The organism is Maribacter vaceletii (assembly GCF_003634105.1).
In the GTDB taxonomy this organism is placed as follows: Bacteria; Bacteroidota; Bacteroidia; order Flavobacteriales; family Flavobacteriaceae; genus Maribacter_B; species Maribacter_B vaceletii.
The window spans coordinates 1,094,243-1,115,907 of sequence record NZ_RBIQ01000007.1; the positions used below are offsets into that span (position 1 = coordinate 1,094,243).

Annotated in this window: 18 protein-coding genes; 7 read left to right on the forward strand and 11 right to left on the reverse strand. The window is 31.2% G+C overall.

Annotated features, from left to right (window positions below; all coding sequences use genetic code 11):
• Positions 1-307 precede the first annotated feature (307 nt).
• The 3 genes from CLV91_RS04430 (at position 308) to CLV91_RS04440 (ending at position 2,168) form a co-directional block, all read left to right on the forward strand.
• Positions 308-739, forward strand: coding sequence for an RpiB/LacA/LacB family sugar-phosphate isomerase (locus tag CLV91_RS04430; protein ID WP_121064368.1), 432 nt, complete (start codon positions 308-310; stop codon positions 737-739).
• Positions 740-807: 68 nt separating this feature from the next.
• Complete coding sequence (locus CLV91_RS04435; RefSeq protein WP_121064370.1) at positions 808-1,722, forward strand: cation diffusion facilitator family transporter; 915 nt, start codon at positions 808-810, stop codon at positions 1,720-1,722.
• Entirely contained in the window at positions 1,722-2,168 is a 447-nt protein-coding gene (locus CLV91_RS04440) for a GNAT family N-acetyltransferase (protein ID WP_121064372.1), read from the forward strand. Before CLV91_RS04435 ends, CLV91_RS04440 begins: the two co-directional genes overlap by 1 nt.
• Before the next feature lie 167 nt (positions 2,169-2,335).
• Here CLV91_RS04440 and CLV91_RS04445 read toward each other — a convergent pair whose 3' ends face one another.
• Both CLV91_RS04445 and CLV91_RS04450 read right to left on the reverse strand, forming a co-directional pair.
• On the reverse strand, positions 2,336-2,950 hold the full coding sequence (locus tag CLV91_RS04445) for a hypothetical protein (protein WP_121064374.1): 615 nt from the start codon (positions 2,948-2,950) through the stop codon (positions 2,336-2,338).
• A gap of 3 nt (positions 2,951-2,953) precedes the next feature.
• Positions 2,954-4,180: a DNA cytosine methyltransferase gene (locus CLV91_RS04450; RefSeq protein ID WP_121064376.1), complete on the reverse strand. Its 1,227-nt coding sequence runs from the start codon at positions 4,178-4,180 to the stop codon at positions 2,954-2,956.
• Between the two features lie 96 nt (positions 4,181-4,276).
• Between CLV91_RS04450 and CLV91_RS04455 the strand changes: the two genes are divergently transcribed.
• Both CLV91_RS04455 and CLV91_RS04460 read left to right on the forward strand, forming a co-directional pair.
• Positions 4,277-5,482, forward strand: coding sequence for a C40 family peptidase (locus CLV91_RS04455; RefSeq protein ID WP_121065719.1), 1,206 nt, complete (start codon positions 4,277-4,279; stop codon positions 5,480-5,482).
• Positions 5,483-5,766: 284 nt separating this feature from the next.
• Complete coding sequence (locus CLV91_RS04460; protein ID WP_121064377.1) at positions 5,767-6,603, forward strand: 3-keto-disaccharide hydrolase; 837 nt, start codon at positions 5,767-5,769, stop codon at positions 6,601-6,603.
• 4 nt (positions 6,604-6,607) lie between these two features.
• On the opposite strand, the gene CLV91_RS04465 is transcribed toward CLV91_RS04460, so the two are convergent.
• From CLV91_RS04465 to CLV91_RS04485, 5 genes are all read right to left on the reverse strand, one after another.
• Positions 6,608-8,236, reverse strand: a complete 1,629-nt coding sequence (locus CLV91_RS04465; RefSeq protein WP_121065722.1) for a S41 family peptidase — start codon at positions 8,234-8,236, stop codon at positions 6,608-6,610.
• The gene (rnpA, locus tag CLV91_RS04470; RefSeq protein WP_121064379.1) at positions 8,229-8,603 is read right to left on the reverse strand and encodes a ribonuclease P protein component; all 375 of its coding nucleotides are present in this window, start codon (positions 8,601-8,603) and stop codon (positions 8,229-8,231) included. Before rnpA ends, CLV91_RS04465 begins: the two co-directional genes overlap by 8 nt.
• A gap of 50 nt (positions 8,604-8,653) precedes the next feature.
• Entirely contained in the window at positions 8,654-10,507 is a 1,854-nt protein-coding gene (locus CLV91_RS04475) for a M1 family metallopeptidase (RefSeq protein ID WP_121064381.1), read from the reverse strand.
• Positions 10,508-10,585: 78 nt separating this feature from the next.
• Positions 10,586-12,220: a S8 family peptidase gene (locus CLV91_RS04480; protein WP_121064383.1), complete on the reverse strand. Its 1,635-nt coding sequence runs from the start codon at positions 12,218-12,220 to the stop codon at positions 10,586-10,588.
• A gap of 36 nt (positions 12,221-12,256) precedes the next feature.
• Positions 12,257-13,117 (reverse strand): MBL fold metallo-hydrolase, encoded by an 861-nt coding sequence (locus CLV91_RS04485; RefSeq protein WP_121064385.1) that lies wholly within the window; start codon positions 13,115-13,117, stop codon positions 12,257-12,259.
• A 275-nt stretch (positions 13,118-13,392) separates the two neighbouring features.
• Between CLV91_RS04485 and CLV91_RS04490 the strand changes: the two genes are divergently transcribed.
• Positions 13,393-15,216, forward strand: coding sequence for a cation:proton antiporter (locus CLV91_RS04490; RefSeq protein WP_121064387.1), 1,824 nt, complete (start codon positions 13,393-13,395; stop codon positions 15,214-15,216).
• A gap of 3 nt (positions 15,217-15,219) precedes the next feature.
• On the opposite strand, the gene CLV91_RS04495 is transcribed toward CLV91_RS04490, so the two are convergent.
• Both CLV91_RS04495 and lepA read right to left on the reverse strand, forming a co-directional pair.
• Entirely contained in the window at positions 15,220-15,450 is a 231-nt protein-coding gene (locus CLV91_RS04495; protein ID WP_121064389.1) for a GTP-binding protein LepA, read from the reverse strand.
• Between the two features lie 158 nt (positions 15,451-15,608).
• A complete protein-coding gene (gene lepA, locus CLV91_RS04500) occupies positions 15,609-17,405 on the reverse strand; it encodes a translation elongation factor 4 (protein WP_121064391.1) in 1,797 nt (598 codons plus the stop codon).
• A 245-nt stretch (positions 17,406-17,650) separates the two neighbouring features.
• Here lepA and CLV91_RS04505 point away from each other — a divergent pair, with 245 nt between their 5' ends.
• Positions 17,651-20,050 (forward strand): TonB-dependent receptor, encoded by a 2,400-nt coding sequence (locus CLV91_RS04505; RefSeq protein ID WP_121064393.1) that lies wholly within the window; start codon positions 17,651-17,653, stop codon positions 20,048-20,050.
• 2 nt (positions 20,051-20,052) lie between these two features.
• Here the strand turns inward: CLV91_RS04505 and CLV91_RS04510 are convergent, their stop codons facing one another.
• Both CLV91_RS04510 and CLV91_RS04515 read right to left on the reverse strand, forming a co-directional pair.
• A complete protein-coding gene (locus CLV91_RS04510) occupies positions 20,053-20,268 on the reverse strand; it encodes a hypothetical protein (protein WP_121064395.1) in 216 nt (71 codons plus the stop codon).
• Positions 20,265-21,659, reverse strand: a complete 1,395-nt coding sequence (locus CLV91_RS04515) for a radical SAM protein (protein ID WP_121064397.1) — start codon at positions 21,657-21,659, stop codon at positions 20,265-20,267. Before CLV91_RS04515 ends, CLV91_RS04510 begins: the two co-directional genes overlap by 4 nt.
• Between the last annotated feature and the right edge of the window lie 6 nt (positions 21,660-21,665).

A 21,665-nucleotide genomic window follows, 5' to 3' on the forward strand; every position in this document is an offset into this window, starting at 1 on the left:
AAATTAATAATAACTAAATATTAATTTAGTGTTAACTTCTATAAAAATTAACTTAATATCTTTCTTTTATATTCTAAGAAGTTAATTAGTTTTTTTGGATTTCTTTTATAAGGCAAATTCTAAATTAGAAATCAAAATTTAAAAGTTATTTTCTTTGGTAAGTTTATTAACAACTAATACAATTATTTGCAGGTGTAATTAACAACTTAAATTTTATTAACATTAATATATGTTGTGAAACAGCTATTTATTGTGGTATACACTTATGTATTGTACATTTGTACTATTAATTAGTATACCTAAACATATGAAAATAGCTATTGGTAATGATCATGCTGGAACAGAATATAAACTTGCAATTGTAGGTTTATTAAAATCGTTAAATATAGATGTTAATAACTACGGTACAGATGGTACAGATAGTGTAGATTATGCAGATTTTGTACACCCGGTAGCTAATGATGTAGAAAAAGGTACTGTAGATTTAGGAATAATAATATGTGGTAGCGGTAACGGTGCTTCTATGACTGCTAATAAACATCAAAAAGTGCGTTCTGCTTTATGTTGGACAAAAGAAATAGTTGCGTTAGCAAGAGAACATAATGATGCTAATATATTAAGTTTACCTGCACGTTTTATTTCTTTACCACAGGCATTAGAAATGGTAAATACTTTTTTAAATACCAATTTTGAAGGAGGCAGACACGAGCGTAGAATAGAAAAAATACCTTGTAAATAATTTATTATATACTTTAATTAACTATAAAGTAGAATAGCAGTATTCATTTTTATAAATTTATACTGACTATGCCACATACGCATCATTCTCATAATCATTCACATCCTGATTTAAAAGGTAGAAATCTTATATTTTCTATTTTTTTAAACATAGTTATTACTGTTGCACAAGTAATAGGTGGTATTATTTCAGGTAGTTTATCTCTTTTATCAGATGCGCTTCATAATTTTAGTGATGTACTTTCATTAATTATTAGTTACATAGCAAATAGGCTTTCTAAAAAGAATGCATCTACCAATAAAACATTTGGTTACAAAAGGGCAGAAATTATAGCTGCTTTTGTTAATGCTGGAGCATTAATTGTGGTAGCAATAATTCTTATTAAGGAAGCAATAGAAAGATTTATGCATCCGCAAGATGTAGAATCTAGTTTGGTTATTTGGTTGTCACTATTAGGTATAGTAGCTAACGGGTTAAGTGTTTTTCTTTTAAAAAAAGATGCAGATAGTAATATGAATATGCGATCTGCTTACTTACACTTATTAACAGATATGTTAGCATCCTTTGCGGTATTAATTGGCGGATTGTTAATGGCGTATTTTCAAATGTATTGGGTAGATCCCTTACTTACTTTAGCTATTGCTTTGTATTTAATATACATGGGCTACGATTTACTTATAGATTCTACTAAAGTTCTTATGTTATTTACTCCAGATACTATTAAGGTTAAAGAGATTGTAGCTATTATTAACAAAATTCCTAGTGTTAAAAATGTACACCATGTTCATATTTGGCAGTTAAATGAAGACGAGGTACATTTAGAAGCACATATAGATTTTAATACCGATATAAAATTATCGGAGTTCGATATTATTTTAGAACAAATAGAAGAAGAACTATACCAAAATTATGGAATTAACCATGTTAACATTCAACCAGAATTTGGCAAGTGCGATAGTAAAAATGTAATAGTACAAGACTAATGTTAAACATTACAACCAAAACATTTAAAGAGTTTACTACACAAGAACTTTATAAAGTTTTACAATTACGAACAGAAGTATTTGTAGTAGAACAAGATTGTGTTTACCAAGACATAGATAATAAAGACCAAAATGCTTTGCATGTTATAGGAACAAAAAATGGCGAAGTAGTTGCATATACTAGAATATTTGCTCCGGGATTTTATTTTAAAGATGCTAGTATTGGTAGGGTAGTGGTAAAAAAGTCGGAACGTAAATACGGTTATGGAAAAGTAATAATGGAAGCTTCTATACAAGCAATTAAAACACATTTTAATCAAATAAAAATTCATATTTCTGCTCAAGAGTATTTAATAAAATTTTACTCCTCCTTAGGTTTTAAACAAGTAGGGGAAGGGTATTTAGAGGACAATATTCCACATATTGCTATGTTTAAAACGGAATAAACCCTAGTTTTATAAAACCAACCAACAAGTTTGTTTCCTTTGATTAATAATAAAGAAATATGCTCTAAGATTAAGGTGATTTTCTTATTTCTTGGTTGAATACCTTATTTAAAGGAAAATAATTAAACTTTTAAAAAGGAAACAAACTACAGGGTATGTATAAAACCTTAAATTAACCTTTTAGCAACTCCTTTTTGTATTAAATAATCTAATTTTAGAATAAGATTTAATGGACTTTCTGCTTTGTTTTTGGAAGAAAAGTAAAGATATCCTTCTCTATAATTATGTAACTCTTTAATAATTATTTTTCCATATGTTTTATGCTCATTCTCTAAATAATTACACAAAACATCTTGGGTAATCTTTTTAGATTTTAATAAAGCAATTAACTTTTTTCTATTTACTAATGTTATTTTACAGGAAGTAAATTTATTGGGTTCGTCTTTATAAATTGCAGTTATTAAAGCATAAAATTGTGTGGTTTTAGAAGTATCAAAAAGCCAACCTTTTTTAAGAGAATCATTTTTTATATAGTTAATTTCAAAAGCAAAAGTTGGCAGATCCTCTCCAATATAATCTAGTTGTGCTTTCTCATCTATTTTATATGTTTCTTGCGTTTCATTATGTGTAAAGAGAACATCTATACCTTGTAATTGTTTTTTGTAATTAAGAACACGTTGTGTAGTATATTTTTTTAAATGTGTTTTATACAGAGAATCTAAATATACAGCAAGCTCTTTTTCTTTTTGTAAGTCCTTTTTAAAATTACTTTGGACTCCCACAGATTAAGAATTAATAGTATTATAAAGTTCTTTTGCAATACGCTCTACAACCCCTACAACCAAAGCATTTCCCATAAAGAAGGCTCTTTTAGTGTCCGATATTCCTTCTAGTTTGGTATGGTTATCCGGAAACATATTTAAACGTTCTAATTCTATAGGTGTTAATCTTCTTAGCCCTTTTGGAGAAGAAATTACATGCTTAAATCTAGAGGCGCTTTTACCTCCTTCACCTGTAATAATGGTCCTAGAAGCATTATCTAAAGCATCTGGAAAAATCATTGCACCCTCGCTATAATTATAAGTAAAACCACCTTTAGCAGTTCTAACTTCTTTTTTAGAACCTTTTAAATATTTCCACTTAGCAAGGTCTTTCTCATCAATATAAAATTCTGGAGTAACCTCTCCATTTTGTAAAATATCTTCCAAAACAGTTTTCTTAGATACTTGCTGAGGTATTGTTTTAGAGGTATAAACAGTACTATCACAAAAAACACCAGTGTTTAGAAAAGGGGATAGTTTACCCTCTTTATTAAAGGTATTAGACAGTGTTACTAAATCTTCTTCTAATGTAAATGTAGCATCAATCTCAAGTTTAGGTAAAATAGGAAAAGCTTTGGCAACAGTACCTACTTTACTAAACCAATCTAATTTATTAGCTTTCTTAAGTTTTTTATAAACCGTTGTTGATTTGTGGTATGCTAAGAAAAAGATACGGCGCCTTCTTTGTGGCATTCCATAATCCGCAGCATTAATAACTCGCCATTCTACAGCGTAATCTAAATGGTCTAAACTTTTAAGCATAATAGCAAAATCTCTTCCGCGTTGGGCGGTTGGAGATTTTAACAAACGGTCTACATTTTCTAAAAATAGATATTTAGGCGGGTTTTTCTTTTCTGATAAAATCTTATGTATAGACCACCATAAAACCCCCTTTTTACCAATAAGACCTTTAGAGTTTTGAGAGGTAGTAGCAACAGAATAATCTTGACAAGGGAAACCGCCAACTAATATATCGGCATCTGGAATACTAGAAACTTCTACCTCTGCAATATCCTCATTACTATGGTTTTCTGTTCCAAAACGAGCTTCATAAACTAAAGATGCATGTTGTGTTTTAGTGCTTGGCTCCCATTGATTGGACCAAATAACCTGATATTTATTTGTTTTTTCGAGCCCTAGCCTAAAGCCGCCAACACCCGCAAAAAGTTCTATTACTTTTAGTTTTTTCATATGCTACGGGTTAAAATTAGGGAAAATGAAGAAGATAGTTTTAAATATTCAGTTAGTAAGTCCTTAAAAATTTCTAATTTTCAAAAAAATATAAAAATGGAATTGCATTATAGAACGGGTTTATCTCTGCTTTTTATTGGTTTTTTACTTTCCTCTTGTGTGGATAGTTCAAAATTAGAAAAGATACCATTAATGGGAGAAATTGCTGCAATAAATGAAGAATATGCCCCAGATAAACGAGTTGCATTATTTTCTGTTTCGGCAGTTAAAGAGGAAGACACTTATATTTTAAGAGGAGAAAGTAATTTACCAAAAGCAGTAGAAGCTTTAAAGGACGATTTAAAAGAAAAGAATGTAATTTTTGTAGATAGTATTACTATACTACCAAAAGCAGATTTGGAAGGAAAAACAAAAGGTATTGTAACTATTTCTGTTGCAAATATTAGGAGCAATGCAAAACATTCGGCAGAATTAGCAACGCAAGCAACATTAGGAACACCCGTAAATATTTTAAAAAGAGAGGGAGATTGGGTTTTGATTCAGACACCAGATAAATATATTTCATGGGTAGATTCTGGTGCAATTGTAGCACTTAGTAATGAAGATTTTTTGCAATGGAAAAAGGCCCCAAAAATAATATATACTAACACCATGGGATATGTTTATTCTAAGATAGACAAAGAATCGCAAATACTATCTGATGTTGTTGCTGGAGGTATTATGGAATTTTTGAGTGAAGAAAAAGGGTTTTATAAAGTTGGTTTTCCAGATGGCAGAAAAGGATTTGTTTTAAAAACTGAAGTTATGAAATATGATAATTGGATATCTAACCTAAACCCCACTGGAGAAAATTTAGTAGCTACTTCTAAAAAATTTATGGGATTACCTTATTTATGGGGAGGCACTTCTACAAAGGGAGTAGACTGTAGTGGTTTTACAAAAAGCATCTATTTTTTAAACGGAATGGTAATTCCTAGAGACGCATCACAACAAGTAAATACAGGTAAATCGATAGATTCTGTTAAGAATTTTAAAGATTTACAAAAAGGAGATTTATTATTTTTTGGAAGAAAAAGAACAGATTCTACTAAAGAAAGAGTAGTACATGTAGGTATGTGGATTGGGAACAAAGAATTTATTCATTCCTCCGGTTCTGGTCGTGTTCAAATAGGCAGTGTAGATAGCAAAGCAGCTAATTATGATGCTTTTAATGTAGATAGATATTTGCGCACCAAACGTATCCTAAAAGAAAAAGATAAAGCTTTAGTTAACTTGGCTAATACTCCAATTTTTAAGGACTGATGTTATTTTTAATGAAAAGAAGAAACAAACCAAAAGGTTTGTTTTACTAATAGAATACTTTTTAAAAAAGAGATAAATACCAGAGTAAAAGACGTATTATTTAGTTGAATTCCTTTTTTTAATTAAAATACAGAATTATAAAAAGAAAGCACCAACTTGTTAGTTTGTTACAATAAACACTGCAGTTTATAAAATAGGAAGTAACTTATAAAAAAAATACAAAAAACGTCTTTATGTTATTTAATAAAAGCTTAAAAAACGCGAGTTCATTTTTACAGGTAATTATGTTATTATTTTGTTGTCTTATTTCAGGATTTATAATAGCACAGGAAGAGGATAAAGAATGGCAAAATTTATTTAATGGTGAAGATTTAAGCGGGTGGACAACTAAAATACACCACTATGAAACGGGCGATAATTTTGGAGATACGTTTAGAGTAAAAGACAGTATTTTACAAGTTAGGTATGATAAATATGAAGGAGATTATAATGACCGCTTTGGTCATTTATATTATGATACTCCTTATTCTTATTTTCATTTAGAAATGGACTATAGGTTTGTTGGCGATTGGTATTTGGGTGCGCCAAAACATACAAATTTAAATAGTGGAGTTATGTTTCATTCGCAGGATCCAAGAACAATGCTAAAAGAACAAAATTGGCCAATTTCTGTAGAAATGCAATTTTTAGCCGAGATAGAAAAAGGAATAGAAAGGCCAACAGGTAATATGTGTTCTCCAGGTACAGACATTGTGTATAATGGAGTTAAAGCCACAAAGCATTGTATAAAATCTTCTTCTAAAACTTACCCTAAAGGACAATGGGTAAAAGCAGAGCTAATTGTTTTAGGAGATTCTATTGTGAAACATATAATAAATGGAGAATTGGTATTAACCTACACAAAACCTACCATAGGAGGTGGGCCAATAAAGGGGTTTGACCCTAAAACAAAAAAAGACGGGAAAGCATTAACGGAAGGTTTTATTGCCTTACAAAGTGAAGGACAACCATTAGATTTTAAAAATGTAAGAATTAAAAACCTTAAGGGTTGTATGAACCCTAAGGCTAAGAATTACAAAAAATACTATATTAAATCGGATGAAGCTTCTTGTGAGTTTTAAATTACTACCTTAAAATAGAATTATATTTTTCATTGGCATTTAATAACTCTGTAGCAGCAAGAATGGCTTCATCCTTTTGCAAATAGTAGTTATAAAGTCCTTCTCTATAGAAGTAACGTTTTACAATTTCGTCCTCTAGGTTCTTTTGTATTTCTTTTTGGAAGGTGTCTAGCGCGTTAAGTTTACTTTTTTCCATTTCGGCTAATAAGTTCTTATACCCTTCTTGCACATTAGAACCATAAATTTCTTTATCTTCAGCAGATAAAGCCTCTCTTAAGGCTTTTTGAGATTTAGTTTCAAAAGAGAAATCGCTATTAGAAACAAAGTGTTTAAAAACCTCAAAATCATTATTTGTAAAAGAAAATTTTGATACATCTTCTACTTTGTTTTTATAACTATATTCTGTAGCATAATCAAAAATAGTATGGCTAGCTAATAAGGCTTTTGTTAAGTCGTTCGTTTTTGCTGCTTCAATTTCTATATCTGGTAAAACGCCACCACCATCTTGTACTTTACGACCGTTTCGGGTTTTAAAATCATTAAATTCCGTGTTTCTAACCGCATTTCCGCTATCATCTCTATTCCAATAGTCTAATGCTTGTATACATCTTCCAGAGGCCGTGTAATAACGAGATATGGTCACTTTAAGCTGTGTTCCATAGGTAAGTTTCATTGGGCGCTGTACCAAGCCTTTTCCAAAGCTTCTGGCTCCCATAATAACGGCTCTATCTAAATCTTGTAAACTACCAGAAACAATTTCGCTAGCAGAAGCACTTCTGCCATTTACAAGTACTACTAGTGGTATTTCTGTATCTACCGCTTTGTTTTTAGTTTTATATTCTCTATTGAATTTTTTTACTTTAGATTTTGTAGTAACAATTAGCTCTCCTTTAGAAACAAATAAATTAGTAACATTTATAGCTTCAGAAAGTAATCCACCTGGATTACCTCTTAAATCTAGGATTATTTTTTCTGCTCCTTTTTCTTTTAAATCTTTTAATGCCTCTTTTGTTTGGTCTGATGCTTTAGCATTAAATTTAGAAAGAACAATATACCCTGTTTTGGCATCTACCATTTTATAAAAAGGAACAGCATCTACTTCAATACCTTCTCTTTTAATCGTAGTTGTTTTGGTTTCTCCTTGTCTTTTGTAAGTTACCGTTACAGAAGTACCATTAGCGCCTTTTAATAATTCACTCGCATTATCATCAAAATCGGCAACATTTATTTCTCCAATTTTTATTATTTCGTCACCAGCTTTTAAACCAGCCTTATCTGCGGGGTAGTCTTTGTATGGTTCTACTATTAGTAACTTATCTTTATAAGAACGCACTAAAGAGCCAATTCCAGAGTATTCACCAGCATTGTTAATTTTATATGCTTCTACATCTTGTTCATTTAAAAATTTGGTATAAGGGTCTAAACCCTCTAGCATATTTTTAATAGCAGTATCCATTAATTCTGCAGGGTTGGTTTCATCTACATAATTCATGTTTAGCTCTTTAAAAAGCGTTGTAAATATTTCTATTTGTTTCGCTATTTCAAAAAAATCACTTTTAAAACTAGAGCTGGCAATAAGAATTACTATTGCTGCGAACGGAATTAAAATCTTTTTCTTAACCAATTTATGCATTTGTTTTGGCATTAAATTTTTGAAATAAATAGTGCAATTGTTTTTCAATCACAGCGTAGGTTGGCATTTCTTTACCAATGTATAAAATTAAAAACGCATAGCTTTTTTCGGTATTGCCCAAAACTATGGTTTTATTAAGTCTATAAGCTTCTCTAAGTAAGCGTTTTATACGGTTTCTTTTTACAGCACTTTTAAATTTTTTTTTAGAAACCGCCACTCCTGTTTGTACTTTTATTTGGTCTGGAAGGGCAGTTTCTAAATAGATTAGTTTTAAAGGAAAACTAGTAACATTTTTGCCTTCAACGAACAGTTGCTCAATGCGCTTTTTGCTTTTTAGTTTTTCTTTTTTAGGATAAGACAAGTTCATGTATAGAGTACTTTTTTATATTTAGTAGGTCTTATCAATATTATAATTTTTTAATTACTTGTATTCCAAACATTATTAGAGCGGTCTACATCTGCCATTAATTGGGAACTATCTAAAACAATAGATTGTATGGTGTGTATTGGTTTTTCTATCACAAAATCATAGGTAGAAAAAGCCCAGGGCCAATCTGTTAAAATAGTTGCATTAATTTTATTTTTTTCACCACGCATCATTCGTAATGCGGTATAAAAAGTTTCTTTTGTACCATCTTTATAAGTCACTAGAACTTCTTGAGGCATTGGCATTAGACCAATACGCTCTAGTGTAACTTTTGTATTTTCTCCTTCTTCTATTACTTTTTTAACTCCGTAATCTATAGTGTTGGTGGTTTGGGTCCAATCTGTTAAATACCAATCTAACTCTAAACCTGTTACCTTTTCTGCGGTACGCTTTATATCATTTGGCAAAGGGTGTTTAAATTTAAAATCGGAATAATATTTTTTTATAGTTTCTTGTAGTTTTTCTTCTCCGATTATATATCCTAATTGTGCTAAAAATATAGAACCTTTACTATAAGCAGCAATACTATACGGCATATTAGAATCATAACGGTCTGCATGGGTTGTTTGTGGTTGCTCTAAACCAGATTTAACTAGATAGTAGTATCCTTTATAAGACCTTTCTAATGGGTTTTCTTTTTTTGGTCCAACAACATCGTTCATACACAGGGTTGATATGTAGGTTGTAAAACCTTCGTCCATCCATGCGTGTTTAGCTTCGTTAGAGGCAAGAATATGTTGAAACCATGCATGTGCCATTTCATGAGCAGTAGTACCAGCAAGACTCCCAAACTTTTTTCCACCAGCAATTAGGGTGCTCATAGCATATTCCATACCACCATCGCCGCCTTGAATAATAGAATATTGGTCATAAGGATATTTGCCAATATGTTTGCTAAAATATTGCATCATTTCAGCAGCTTTAGGCTGTACTTTTTTCCAGTTTTCAGCTGTTTCTGTATCATTGTCCTGGTATAAAAAATGTAACATTGGACCATTTTCTACCTGTAAAGTGTCATGAATATAATCAGGATCAGCTGCCCACATAAAATCATGCACTTTAGGAGCTATAAAATGCCATGTTAGTGTTTTGCCTTTTTGTTTTTTTACCTTAGTACCAGGAGTTTCATACCCATGACCAATTTGGTTAGGGTTTTGTAAATATCCTGTACCTCCTACCGTATAATTTTTATCTAGGGTAAGTTTTACATCAAAATTACCCCAAACTCCTTGAAATTCTCTTGCTATGTATGGGTCAGCGTGCCAGCCTTCAAAATCGTACTCTGCTAGTTTAGGATACCATTGGCTCATAGAAAGAGCAATACCATCTTTACTATTACGCCCAGAACGTCTAATTTGTAAAGGAACCTGCCCTTTAAAAACCATTTCTAAAGTGGTTTTTTCTCCAGAAGCAATAGGTTTTGCTAATTGTACTTCTAAAACGGTACCCGCTTCAGAAAAAGTAACTTTTTTCCCGTCTTGTTTTAAAGAAGTGGCATGTAAAAAACCTATTTCAGATTCTGATAAAGGAGCAATTCTACTCGTTTTTTCTTCGGTTACCATTCTTCCGTCAGGATCTTTAATACTTTGCAGCCTTGCATCCATTTCACTTCCTGGTTGAAAAGCATTAAAATATAAGTGATAGTAAACTTTAGAAATTTCGTCTGGGGAGTTATTGGTATAAACTAAGGATTGTGTACCAGAAAACTGGTATGTTTTTACATCTACAGAAACATCCATAGTATAATCTACATGTTGTTGCCAATAGCTTGTATTGTTTTGCGCAAAAAGAGAACTTGTAATACCAAGTACTAGTAGCGCACAAAAAGGGAGAATATGTTTCATTGTTTTTATTTTTTTTAGTCTTAAAAAAAATGCCTTAACAACCTTATAATTTAAGGAGTTAAGGCGTGTATTATGAATTTATAACTGTGTTTTTCCTGTAGAAACATTCTTTGCCATTAGTAATGCGTTATATGCATTTACTATTTTCCCAGATTTAGAAACTTTATCTAAAGTACTACTGTTTGCATTATCTCCGCCAAGTATAACTTTAGCATGTGGCGCTAAACCAGACTGCATAATTATTTGTTTTACTTGCGTAGCTTTTAATGTTGGATATTGCGACATAATAAGTGCCGCAACACCTGCTACAGCAGGAGCAGCCATAGAAGTTCCTCCCATAGATTTATATTTGTTACCAGGAACGGTAGAATATATTGCAGCGCCAGGGGCAAATACATCTACATTTTGTACACCATAGTTAGAAAAAGGGGCCACCATTTCTGAACCATATTTTTCTGCTAAAGCACCAACAGTAATTACATTATTGGCTATTTCTGAACCAGAATAGTTATTATGGTCATTAGGGAAATTTGGATTGTTGGAATCATCTATATTATGACCATCATTTCCTGCGGCATGAACAATTAAAACATTTTTAGAAGCAGCATATTTAATTGCTTCATATACCCATTCTGCTTTTGGTGAAAATGATTTTCCAAAGCTACAGTTAATAATTTTTGCGCCATTATCTACTGCATAACGTATTCCTAATGCAATATCTTTATCGTATTCATCGCCATTAGGTACGGCTCTTATGCTCATAATTGCAACATTATTTGCTACACCATTAGCTCCTTTACCATTGTTACGCTCTGCTCCAATAATACCCGCTACGTGTGTACCGTGACTTTCATCGTCTACTCTATTTTGAGGATTTCCATTGCCATAACCCAGGTCTTTTAAATCATAAGGATTATCGCCAACATCTTTACGGCCATTAAAGTCTTTATTTAGATTATAATTGGCGCTTTCTGTAAAATGTGTAATTCCGCCATTAAGTTCTTCTATAACTTCTGGGATAGTATCTGCATAGTTTAACATTTGCATTAAAACAGCAACATTTTGCTGCATAGCCTGATCTTCTGTTTTTATACCTACTAAATCTTTTTTGGTATAAGAATCTTTTCCTAAAAGTTTTTTTACAGCGGCGTCTGACCCTTTTACTTGTTGTAAAATTTGTTCGTATTGCTGCTTATTTTGTAATGCTTCTGGGTATTTTTTATCTATTTCTGCTTGTGCTTTTGCAAGCATTTCTGGTGTTCCTATATTTAATCGTAACATACGAGCAAATTCTAATTGCTCATTATAAGATTCTCCTAAGAAATTATATCCATGTATATCATCTACATACCCATTGTTATCATCATCTTTTCCATTACCTGCTTTTTCTTTGGTGTTTGTCCAAAGCACGCCATCTAAATCCTCATGTTTTAAGTCCATTCCAGAATCTAAAACAGCTACAATAACTTTTTTTCCTTTTTTGTTATGAATAAGCTCTTTATAGGCTTTATCTACACTCATTCCAGGAATAGTATCTGTAACTAAATCTAAATGCCCCCAATTTTGTTTTTCTTTTTCAGTAAGATCTGCTATTTTAAGTGGTGTTTTATCTATGTTTTCTACAGGAGTGGTTACTAGATTGGTTGCACCGCAACCCATTAATAAAAGAGCAGAAGCTAATCCTGCAAATGGTTTAGAAATTTTAATAGTCATATAAAATTTATTTGTTATAATTTAAAATGTTTTAGCTTAATTAAAATAATCATTAAAAGTATAAGTGTTTTTTAATCTCACCCCTTTTTCTGTAGTTTTTAAAGAACACATTTGGTTATGCGCATCATGTTCAAAAAACAAGAGATACTCTTTATCTACTGCATTCTTCAAAAATACTTCTTTTTCTGTTAAAGTTAGTAGTGGTCTAGTATCATAACCCATTACGTATGGTACAGGTAAGTGGCCAACAGTAGCTATTAAATCTGCTGTAAAAACAAGGGTTTTTCCTTGATAATTTATGTGTGGAAGCATTTGTTTTTCGGTATGACCATCAACAAATAGTATTCCAAAACCTAGTTCTGATTCTTTTATGAAAGAACTTTCTCCTCGTTCTATAAATTTTAATTGACCACTTTCTTGCATTGGTAATAGGTTTTCTTTTAAGAAAGATGCTTTTTCCCTCACATTTGGTTGGGTGGCCCATTTCCAATGTTCTTCATTAGTCCAAAAAGTTGCATTTTTAAAAGCAGGCTCATAAGCAGTATGGTTATTGTTCCACTGTACACTTCCACCGCAATGGTCAAAATGTAAATGGGTCATAAAAACATCGGTAATATCATCTCTATGAAAACCAGCTTTTTTTAAAGAATTATCTAAAGTGTGGTCTCCCCATTGGTAATAGTAATTAAAGAATTTATCGGACTGTTTGTTACCCATTCCGGTATCAATCAATATTAATTTTTCTCCATCTTCAATTAATAAACATCTGGCAGCAATATCAATCATATTATTAGCATCTGCAGGATTAGTTCTTTGCCAAATGGTTTTAGGTACAACGCCAAACATTGCACCACCATCTAATTTAAAATTACCAGTTTCTATAGGGTGTAGTTTCATAAAAAATTGAATTTTTGCAAATTAAGAAATATAGAAGGTAATTTAAGAATTAGGAGGTTTTATTGGGTGTTTTTTAACAAGTAAAAGGAGGTTTAATTTTTTAATACTTTTATTTCTTCTAAAATGTGAAATTAAATTGAAAAAAGCGTATTATGGGCTTATTAACAATACATTTACTGGGTTTATAGGATAAAGGTCTATTTATTACATAAAATCTTATAGAAACACATTCTTCTTTTTAAATTAAATAAAGTAAATTTCCAAAAAATTAAGTAATGGTAGAACTTGCAGGAATTGTTATTTTGGGAATAATTGCGCAATGGGTTGCATGGCGGCTTAAATTACCAGCCATTTTGCCACTAATTTTAATAGGTTTATTGGTTGGTCCAATATCTACATTATATACAGAGGATGGTTTAAAATTAATAGAACCTATTTGGAATGGTACAAAAGGTCTTTTCCCTGGAGAGGGTTTATATTATTTTGTTTCTTTGGCTATTAGTATTATTCTTTTTGAGGGAGGCTTAACTTTAAAAAGTTCTGAAATTAAAAATGTAGGGCCTGTAATAACTAAGTTAATTACCCTTGGCTCTATTGTTACATTTTTTGGAGCAGGTTTGGCTGCTCATTATATTTTTAATCTAAGTTGGCAAATCTCCTTTCTTTTTTCTGGACTTATAATTGTTACAGGACCTACAGTAATTACCCCAATACTTAGAAATATTCCTTTAAAAAAAGATATTTCTGCGGTTCTTAAGTGGGAAGGAATATTAATAGATCCCATTGGAGCTTTAGTAGCTGTTTTAGTTTATGAGTTTATAGTGGTAGGAGAAGGACAAGCATTTACAAAAACAGCTTTAATAGAGTTTGGTAAAATATTGTTATTTGGCTTTACTTTTGGTTTTACATTTGCGCATGGTTTAGTTTTTACAATTAAAAAAAAATTAATTCCACATTATTTACTTAATGTGGTGGCTTTATCCACAGTATTATTAGTTTTTGTTGCTTCGGATTTATTTGCTCATGAATCTGGTCTATTAGCGGTTGTAGTAATGGGAATGGTAATAGGTAATACAAATTTACCTAACCTAAAAGAGCTGTTATATTTTAAAGAGTCTTTAAGTGTTATTTTAATATCTATATTATTTATTCTATTAGCTGCAAATATTAATATTTCGGACATGGAGTTAATTTTAAACTGGAAAACCCTTGTTCTCTTTGCCATTATAGTTTTTATTATTAGGCCTCTTGCTGTTTTTTTAAGTGCATATGGTTCTAATTTAAAAATAAATGAAAAGCTCTTTATTGGTTGGGTAGGACCAAGAGGTATTGTAGCAGCAGGTATAGCGTCTTTATTTGGCTCTAAATTAATAGCAAGGGGAGAGCCTGGGGCAGAATATATAACCCCGCTTGTTTTTATGATTGTATTAGGAACGGTATTGCTTAATGCAACTACGGCAAGGCTGTTTGCAAAATTGGTAGGCGTATTTTTGGTTAAGTCTGAGGGAATTTTAATTATTGGAGCCTCTAAGGTTTCTAGATTAATAGGACAATATTTAGCTAAAAATAACAGGCATGTTGTTCTTATAGATAATAATAAATCTAACATTGACAAATCAAAAAAGCTTGGTTTAGAAGCAATAGAAGCTAATATTTTTTCGGATTCGTTAGATGATAATATAGAATTAAATGATATGGGTTATTTAATGGCTCTTACAGGAAACTCTGAAATTAATAAAATAGCTATAGATAAGTTTAAAAACCAATTTGGAGAGAATGGTGCTTTTAGGATTGTAAACACAGAAGAAATGAATGATGCTGAAAACAACCCAAGAGAAGGACTTTTTTCCCATTCCGATGATTTTATAAAACTAACAGAAGCTGCACGAAAGTATCCTAGTATAAATGAAATAGAAATAGAAAGCCCTGAACACTATTTAAAGCTAATAGAAATAACAAAAACAGACGAACATATAGTGCCTATCTTTATAAAAAACTTAGAAGATACTATTGAGATTATATCTTTTTATGGCAAAGAAAAAGAAGAAATAACAAAGGGCTGTAAATTGGTTTATTTAGGAAAACAGTTTTCTTTATAAGTACTAAGAAAAAGGCTTGGCTTTATTAATAGTAACGGTAATATCTTCTTCTTTAATAGGATAGTTTTCTCCAGCTATCATTTCAAAAAAATGAACAGAAGATTCTCTTTTAATTTTATTGATTAACATAGATTCATCTATGTCTCCGCTTTCTTGTCTCCAAGTAAAAATAGAGTTTTCTTCTACTTGAATAATACTGTGTTTAGCAGTATATAGTGTAATGTATAATGTCATTTGTCGGGGAAATTTTGGAAAACAAAAGTAGGAAGAATAACTAGTATTTTTTATTGGTATGTGTAATTTTTTTTAAATACAATTTAGGAAAGATATTACTTCTTTTAGGAAACTATTGTTTACTAAAAAAGGCCTTAGAGAAACTAAGACCTTACTTATTAATCATTTAGCTTTAAAACGGCCATAAACGCTTCTTGTGGCACTTCTACATTACCAACTTGTCGCATACGTTTTTTACCTTTTTTCTGCTTCTCTAAAAGTTTACGTTTACGAGAAATATCGCCTCCATAACATTTTGCAGTAACATCTTTACGCAATGCTTTTGTGGTTTCTCTAGAGATTATTTTTGCTCCAATAGCGGCCTGTATAGGAATATCAAACTGTTGTCTTGGTATAAGCTCTTTTAGTTTTTCACACATTTTTTTACCAATAGTAACCGCATTATCCGCGTGTATAAGTGCAGATAAAGCATCTACTGGTTGTGCATTTAATAAAATATCTACTCGGACTAATTTAGAAGTACGCATACCAATTGGCGCATAATCAAAAGAAGCGTATCCTTTAGAAACTGTTTTTAAACGGTCATAAAAATCAAAAACAATTTCGGCTAAAGGCATATCAAAATTAAGTTCTACTCTTTCTGTTGTTAAATAGGTTTGGTTGGTTATTTGTCCTCTTTTTTCAATACAAAGAGACATTACATTACCAACAAAATCGGACTTTGTAATTATTGTAGCTTTAATATATGGTTCTTCTACACGATCAATACTAGAAGGGTCTGGTAAGTCTGTAGGGTTATTTACAATTAAAGCTTCTTCTGGGTCTTTACGTGTGTATGCATGGTAACTAACGTTTGGTACTGTAGTAATAACAGTCATATTAAACTCACGCTCTAAACGTTCTTGAATAATTTCCATATGTAGCATTCCTAAAAACCCACATCTAAAACCAAAACCAAGAGCGGCACTACTTTCTGGTGCAAAAACTAAGGAAGCATCATTAAGCTGTAATTTTTCCATAGAAGCACGTAGTTCCTCAAACTCATCCGTATCTACAGGGTAAATACCAGCAAATACCATTGGTTTTACATCTTCAAAACCATCAATTGCATTTTTTGTAGGGTTTGCAGCATCGGTAATGGTATCTCCTACTTTTACCTCACGGGCATCTTTTATTCCAGTAATTAAGTAGCCAACATCACCAGCCTTAATACTTTTTTGTGGATGTTGTTCTAGTTTTAAAGTACCTACCTCATCGGCAAAGTAATCTTTATTGGTAGCTACAAATTTAATTTTCTGTCCTTTTTTAATTTCTCCGTTAATAACTCTAAAGTAAGTTTCAACTCCTCTAAAAGGATTGTAAACAGAATCAAAAACTAATGCTTGTAAAGATTCATCAGGATTTCCTTTTGGTGCAGGAATACGATCAATAATTGCATTTAAAATTTCTTCTATGCCAATACCTGTTTTAGCACTTGCAGGAATAACTTCTTCAGCATCACATCCTAATAAATCTACAATGTCATCTGTTACTTCTTCAGGGTTAGCACTTGGCAAATCTACTTTATTAAGTACCGGTATAATTTCCAGATCGTTCTCTAACGCTAAATATAAATTAGAAATGGTTTGCGCTTGTATACTTTGTGCAGCATCTACCACTAAAAGAGCTCCTTCACAAGCAGCAATAGATCTAGAAACTTCATATGAAAAATCTACGTGACCAGGAGTATCAATTAAATTAAGAATATATTCTTCTCCTTTATAAGTGTACTCCATTTGAATAGCATGACTTTTAATGGTAATACCACGTTCTCTTTCCAAATCCATGCTATCAAGCAATTGCTCTTTTTTTTCTCGATCAGTGACAGACCCTGTAAAATCTAACAACCGATCTGCTAAAGTACTTTTACCGTGATCAATATGAGCAATGATACAGAAATTTCTAATATTTTTCATAGGAACAAAATGAGCAATTATATTTCTTTTTTACCGTAGTATACGGTATTTAAAAGCAATTGCAAATATAGCTTAATTTAAGTACTGATATATAAGCATTTTATAGAAAATAGAAGTTGGGTTTAAGATTTATTATGGAAAAACCCTCTTTTTCTTATTTTATTTTAATGTTTTTTCAAAGCCACATAAATCGTAGGTTTATTCTTAGATATATTTGATATATTTACTGCATAGCTAAATCTTATATGAATAAAAATTACCTACTCTTTTTATGGTTTTTTTTTATTTCTTTTATTGTTTCCGCTCAGGAATTTTCTGTTTCAGGAAAGATTGTTGATGGTGTTCAGAATCCAATTTCTTATGCTACTGTTGTAGTAAGATCATTAGATTCTGTACTCTTAAAAGGAACTTCTACTAATGAAGACGGAAGTTTTACAATAGAAAAATTAAAAAAAGGAACGTATTACATCTCTGCAAGTTATATAGGAAATTATTCTTCTTTTGTTATGATTAATGTTGGTTCTAATATGGTTGTTGATCCAATGACAATACATTTATTAGAACAAAATCTAGATGAGGTTATTGTTACACTACAAAAACCTAGATTGGAAAGACAAGCAGATAGATTGGTTTATAACATAGCTAATACTGCTTTAACAGATTCAGATGTTTGGGATGTTCTTAAGAAAACACCGTCGGTACTTATTTCTGGCGATAAAATACAAATTAAAGGAGAAGATAAAATAGGGGTAATGATTAATGGTCGTAAAATTAATTTACCAAAGGAAGATATTTTTAATTTATTATCTGGAACCAGTGCAAGTAATGTAGAGTCTATAGAGGTAATTACCAATCCGCCATTAAAATATAGTGCAGAAGGCGGAATGCTTATTAATATTGTAATGCGTAAAAAATTATCTGAAGGTTATAATGGCGCAATATACGGGACCTATAAACAAGGAGTTTTTGCAAAAAACACTTTGGGTAATGACCATTATTTTAAGGGAAATAAAACAGATTTTTCTATAAATTATGCCCTTACTAAAGACAAAAAGACAACCAAATTTACAGATATTACTAATTTTTTTGAGAATGATATCCCGAATTCTATTTGGACAGCTAACCAAGAAACTATTAACAAACAAAACAAGCATTTAATAAGCCTATATTTTGATTTTTATTTAAATGATAAAAACCACATAAGCCTTTATAGTCTTAACACTATAACACCAAAAGAAGACAGGTTTATTTCTTCTAAAACGAGAATAGAAGAAGAAGGCGATAATTCCAGCTTTAACACTTTTATACTTGACAATCGTGATAAATTAAACACCTCATATTATTTAGATTGGATACATAAATTAAGAAAAAAAGGAGAAGAAATTTCTTTTGGTTCCCATTTTACATTTTATGACACAACTATAAACCAAAACTTAAACACAGAATTTTTTAACTCTTCTGGAGAACCAATTAGCGAAAATAATTTTAGTACAGATTCTTTTCAAAAAATAAACTTATATAATGCGCAAATAGATTACATAACTCCAATAGGAAAAAAAGCAGGAATAGAAGCAGGTATACGTTATGCAGGAATAGAGTCTAAAAATACCATTAAACAAGAGGGTTTTGATAGAAACCAACCAGGAATAAACCCTACTGAGGATGGCACTTTTAATTATGATGAAGATATTTTTGCTGCGTATTCTAGTTTTAATACCAAGTGGAGCAATTTTAAATTAAATACCGGTTTGCGTGCAGAATATACTGAAACTATAGGGTTATTAAACACCACTGGTATTAAAAACAAAAAAAGTTATTTAGAACTGTTCCCTTCCTTTTCATTAAATTATTTACCTAATAAAAAGAATAATTTAAGACTTTATTATTATAGGAGAATTAATAGGCCTAGGTATAATAGAATTAACCCTTTTCAATATTTTCAAAATAATAATTCTGTAATAGAAGGAAACCCAGATTTATTACCTGCAACAAGAAACTATTTGGCTTTAGAATATGTTTATAATAAAACATATGCGGTTGAGGTTTTTTATAGAAACGAAAAAAATCAATCCAGAGAACAAGTTTTCCAAGACAATGACACTAATTTATTGCGCTATTTAAGTTATAATATTAATAGTAATATTTCTTATGGAATAGATTTATCTTTTAATAAAAACATTACTTCTTATTGGGATACTTATGTATTGTTTTCTGTAATAAATAAAGAAAATGAATTTCTAGATTTTGGTTCTAATGATGTAATAGAAAATAGTTTGTGGTATTATATTACAAGGTTTAGAAATAGCTTTACCCTTTTAGCAGATAAAAGCTTAATGGCCGACGTTAATTTTAGGTATTATTCCCCATCATTTTCTGGTAATAATAGATATTCATCTATTAATAGTCTAGATATAGATTTACGAAAAACACTATGGAATAAAAAAGCAAGCATTTCCTTAGGTGTTTCAGACATTTTTAGACAAAGTAATTATTTTGGCTCAAGAATATATGCAGACCAAAATAACTCCACCTCTACAAGAAGAGAAAACAGGCTTTTTAAATTTTCTTTTAGATATAAGTTTGGTAATGAAAAAATTAAAAGTAATAAAAAATCGAAGCGCGTAAAAGAGCGATCAAGATTATAAATTTAGCTCCTACTCATTATTCCTCCGCATACCCCTAGACTTATTAATAAGTAAACCCCTGCTAAAATAAAAAACGTTTTTCCTGCCTTTGTTTTTTGATTAGCCCTAAGAATAACCCCAACAATTATAAATAATATTGATGGTCCAAACATTATTGCAAAAAGTAAGGTTGCTAATCCGTCTAAATTACCAACTTCTAAGGGTACAATTATATTCATAATATTTCGTTTTGTAGTTCTTTTAAGCGCGTTAATTTTTCATCTCTATAAAAGAGGTTCATAGTTTCAAACGGAATAATTTTATAGTCTTTATTAACAATATGAACACAAGACTTTTTAATAGCTCTAACATCAAAATTATGGGCATCAATAAATTGCATAATAATAATTCTAAAAAGATTGTCATAGCCCAATTCTGGCGCATCAATTTCTGGCAAACAACACATTATAGATTTTAAATTTTCGGAAGCCTTATCCACAGAGTTTCCTGTGCTAAAAAGTTCAATCATTTTACCGTGCAATTCTGGGTCTTGCTCATATATAATAGTATTTTTACCTTCGTTTAATAAATCATCTGGGTTAACATAGCGCGTTAAAGGGCTTACCTCATTACCAACCTTCAAAGCATATGCCATTACCAAAGCATCGGGGTTACAGGGTACAGGTATTAAATCATCGGGTTCGAAAATAGGAGATTGCTCTAAAATTTTTCTTCGAACTTCGGTTAAGGTTATTCTATTTTCATCTACTTCAAAATTATCTAATCTACCAGCTATTTGCGTGGGCTGAAAAGTAACCCCACGCACACATTTTTGTTTTAAAGCAAAATCAATAGTTTCTCCCATTTCATGGTCATTAAGTCCTTTTTGTAACGTAACAACAAGGGTTGTAGAGAGGTTTAATTTATTTAGGTGCTCTAAGGCCTTTAATCTTGTGTTGGCCAAATCTGCACCACGTAAGGTTTGCAAAACGGTGTTGTCAAGGGAATCAAACTGAAGATAGATTTCAAAATCTGGCATATAGGAAGCTAGTCGTTTAGCAAATTCAAAATCCTGCGCAATTTTTATTCCATTAGTATTAAGCATTAAATGACGTATAGGTAAACTTTTGGCATACTCCATAATTTCAAAAAAATTAGGGTGAATGGTTGGCTCCCCTCCGCTAAGTTGTACCACGTCTGGCTCCCCTTCATTTTTTACAATAACATCGAGCATTTTCTTTACCTCTTCTAAAGTTCTATGTCTGCCATAACTTGGAGAAGAAGAAGCGTAACATGTTGGGCAAGTTAAATTACATCTATCTGTAAGTTCTATTACTGTTAAACAAGAGTGTTGCTCATGATCAGGGCAAAGACCGCAATCATAAGGGCAGCCATAATGGGTTTTCGTATTAAACGTATTAGGATATTCAGAAGCCTTGTTATAGTTTCTTATGTTTTTATAATACTCAATATCATCAGCTATTAAAACTTTGGAACTACCGTGTTCTTTGCAGTTTTTAAGCATATAAACCTTATCATTTTCAAAAACAATTTTAGCATCTACTCTTCGTAAACATTCCGGGCAAAGGCTTAGAGTAAAATCGTAATAGGTATAATTTCTTGTAGGCATAAAATA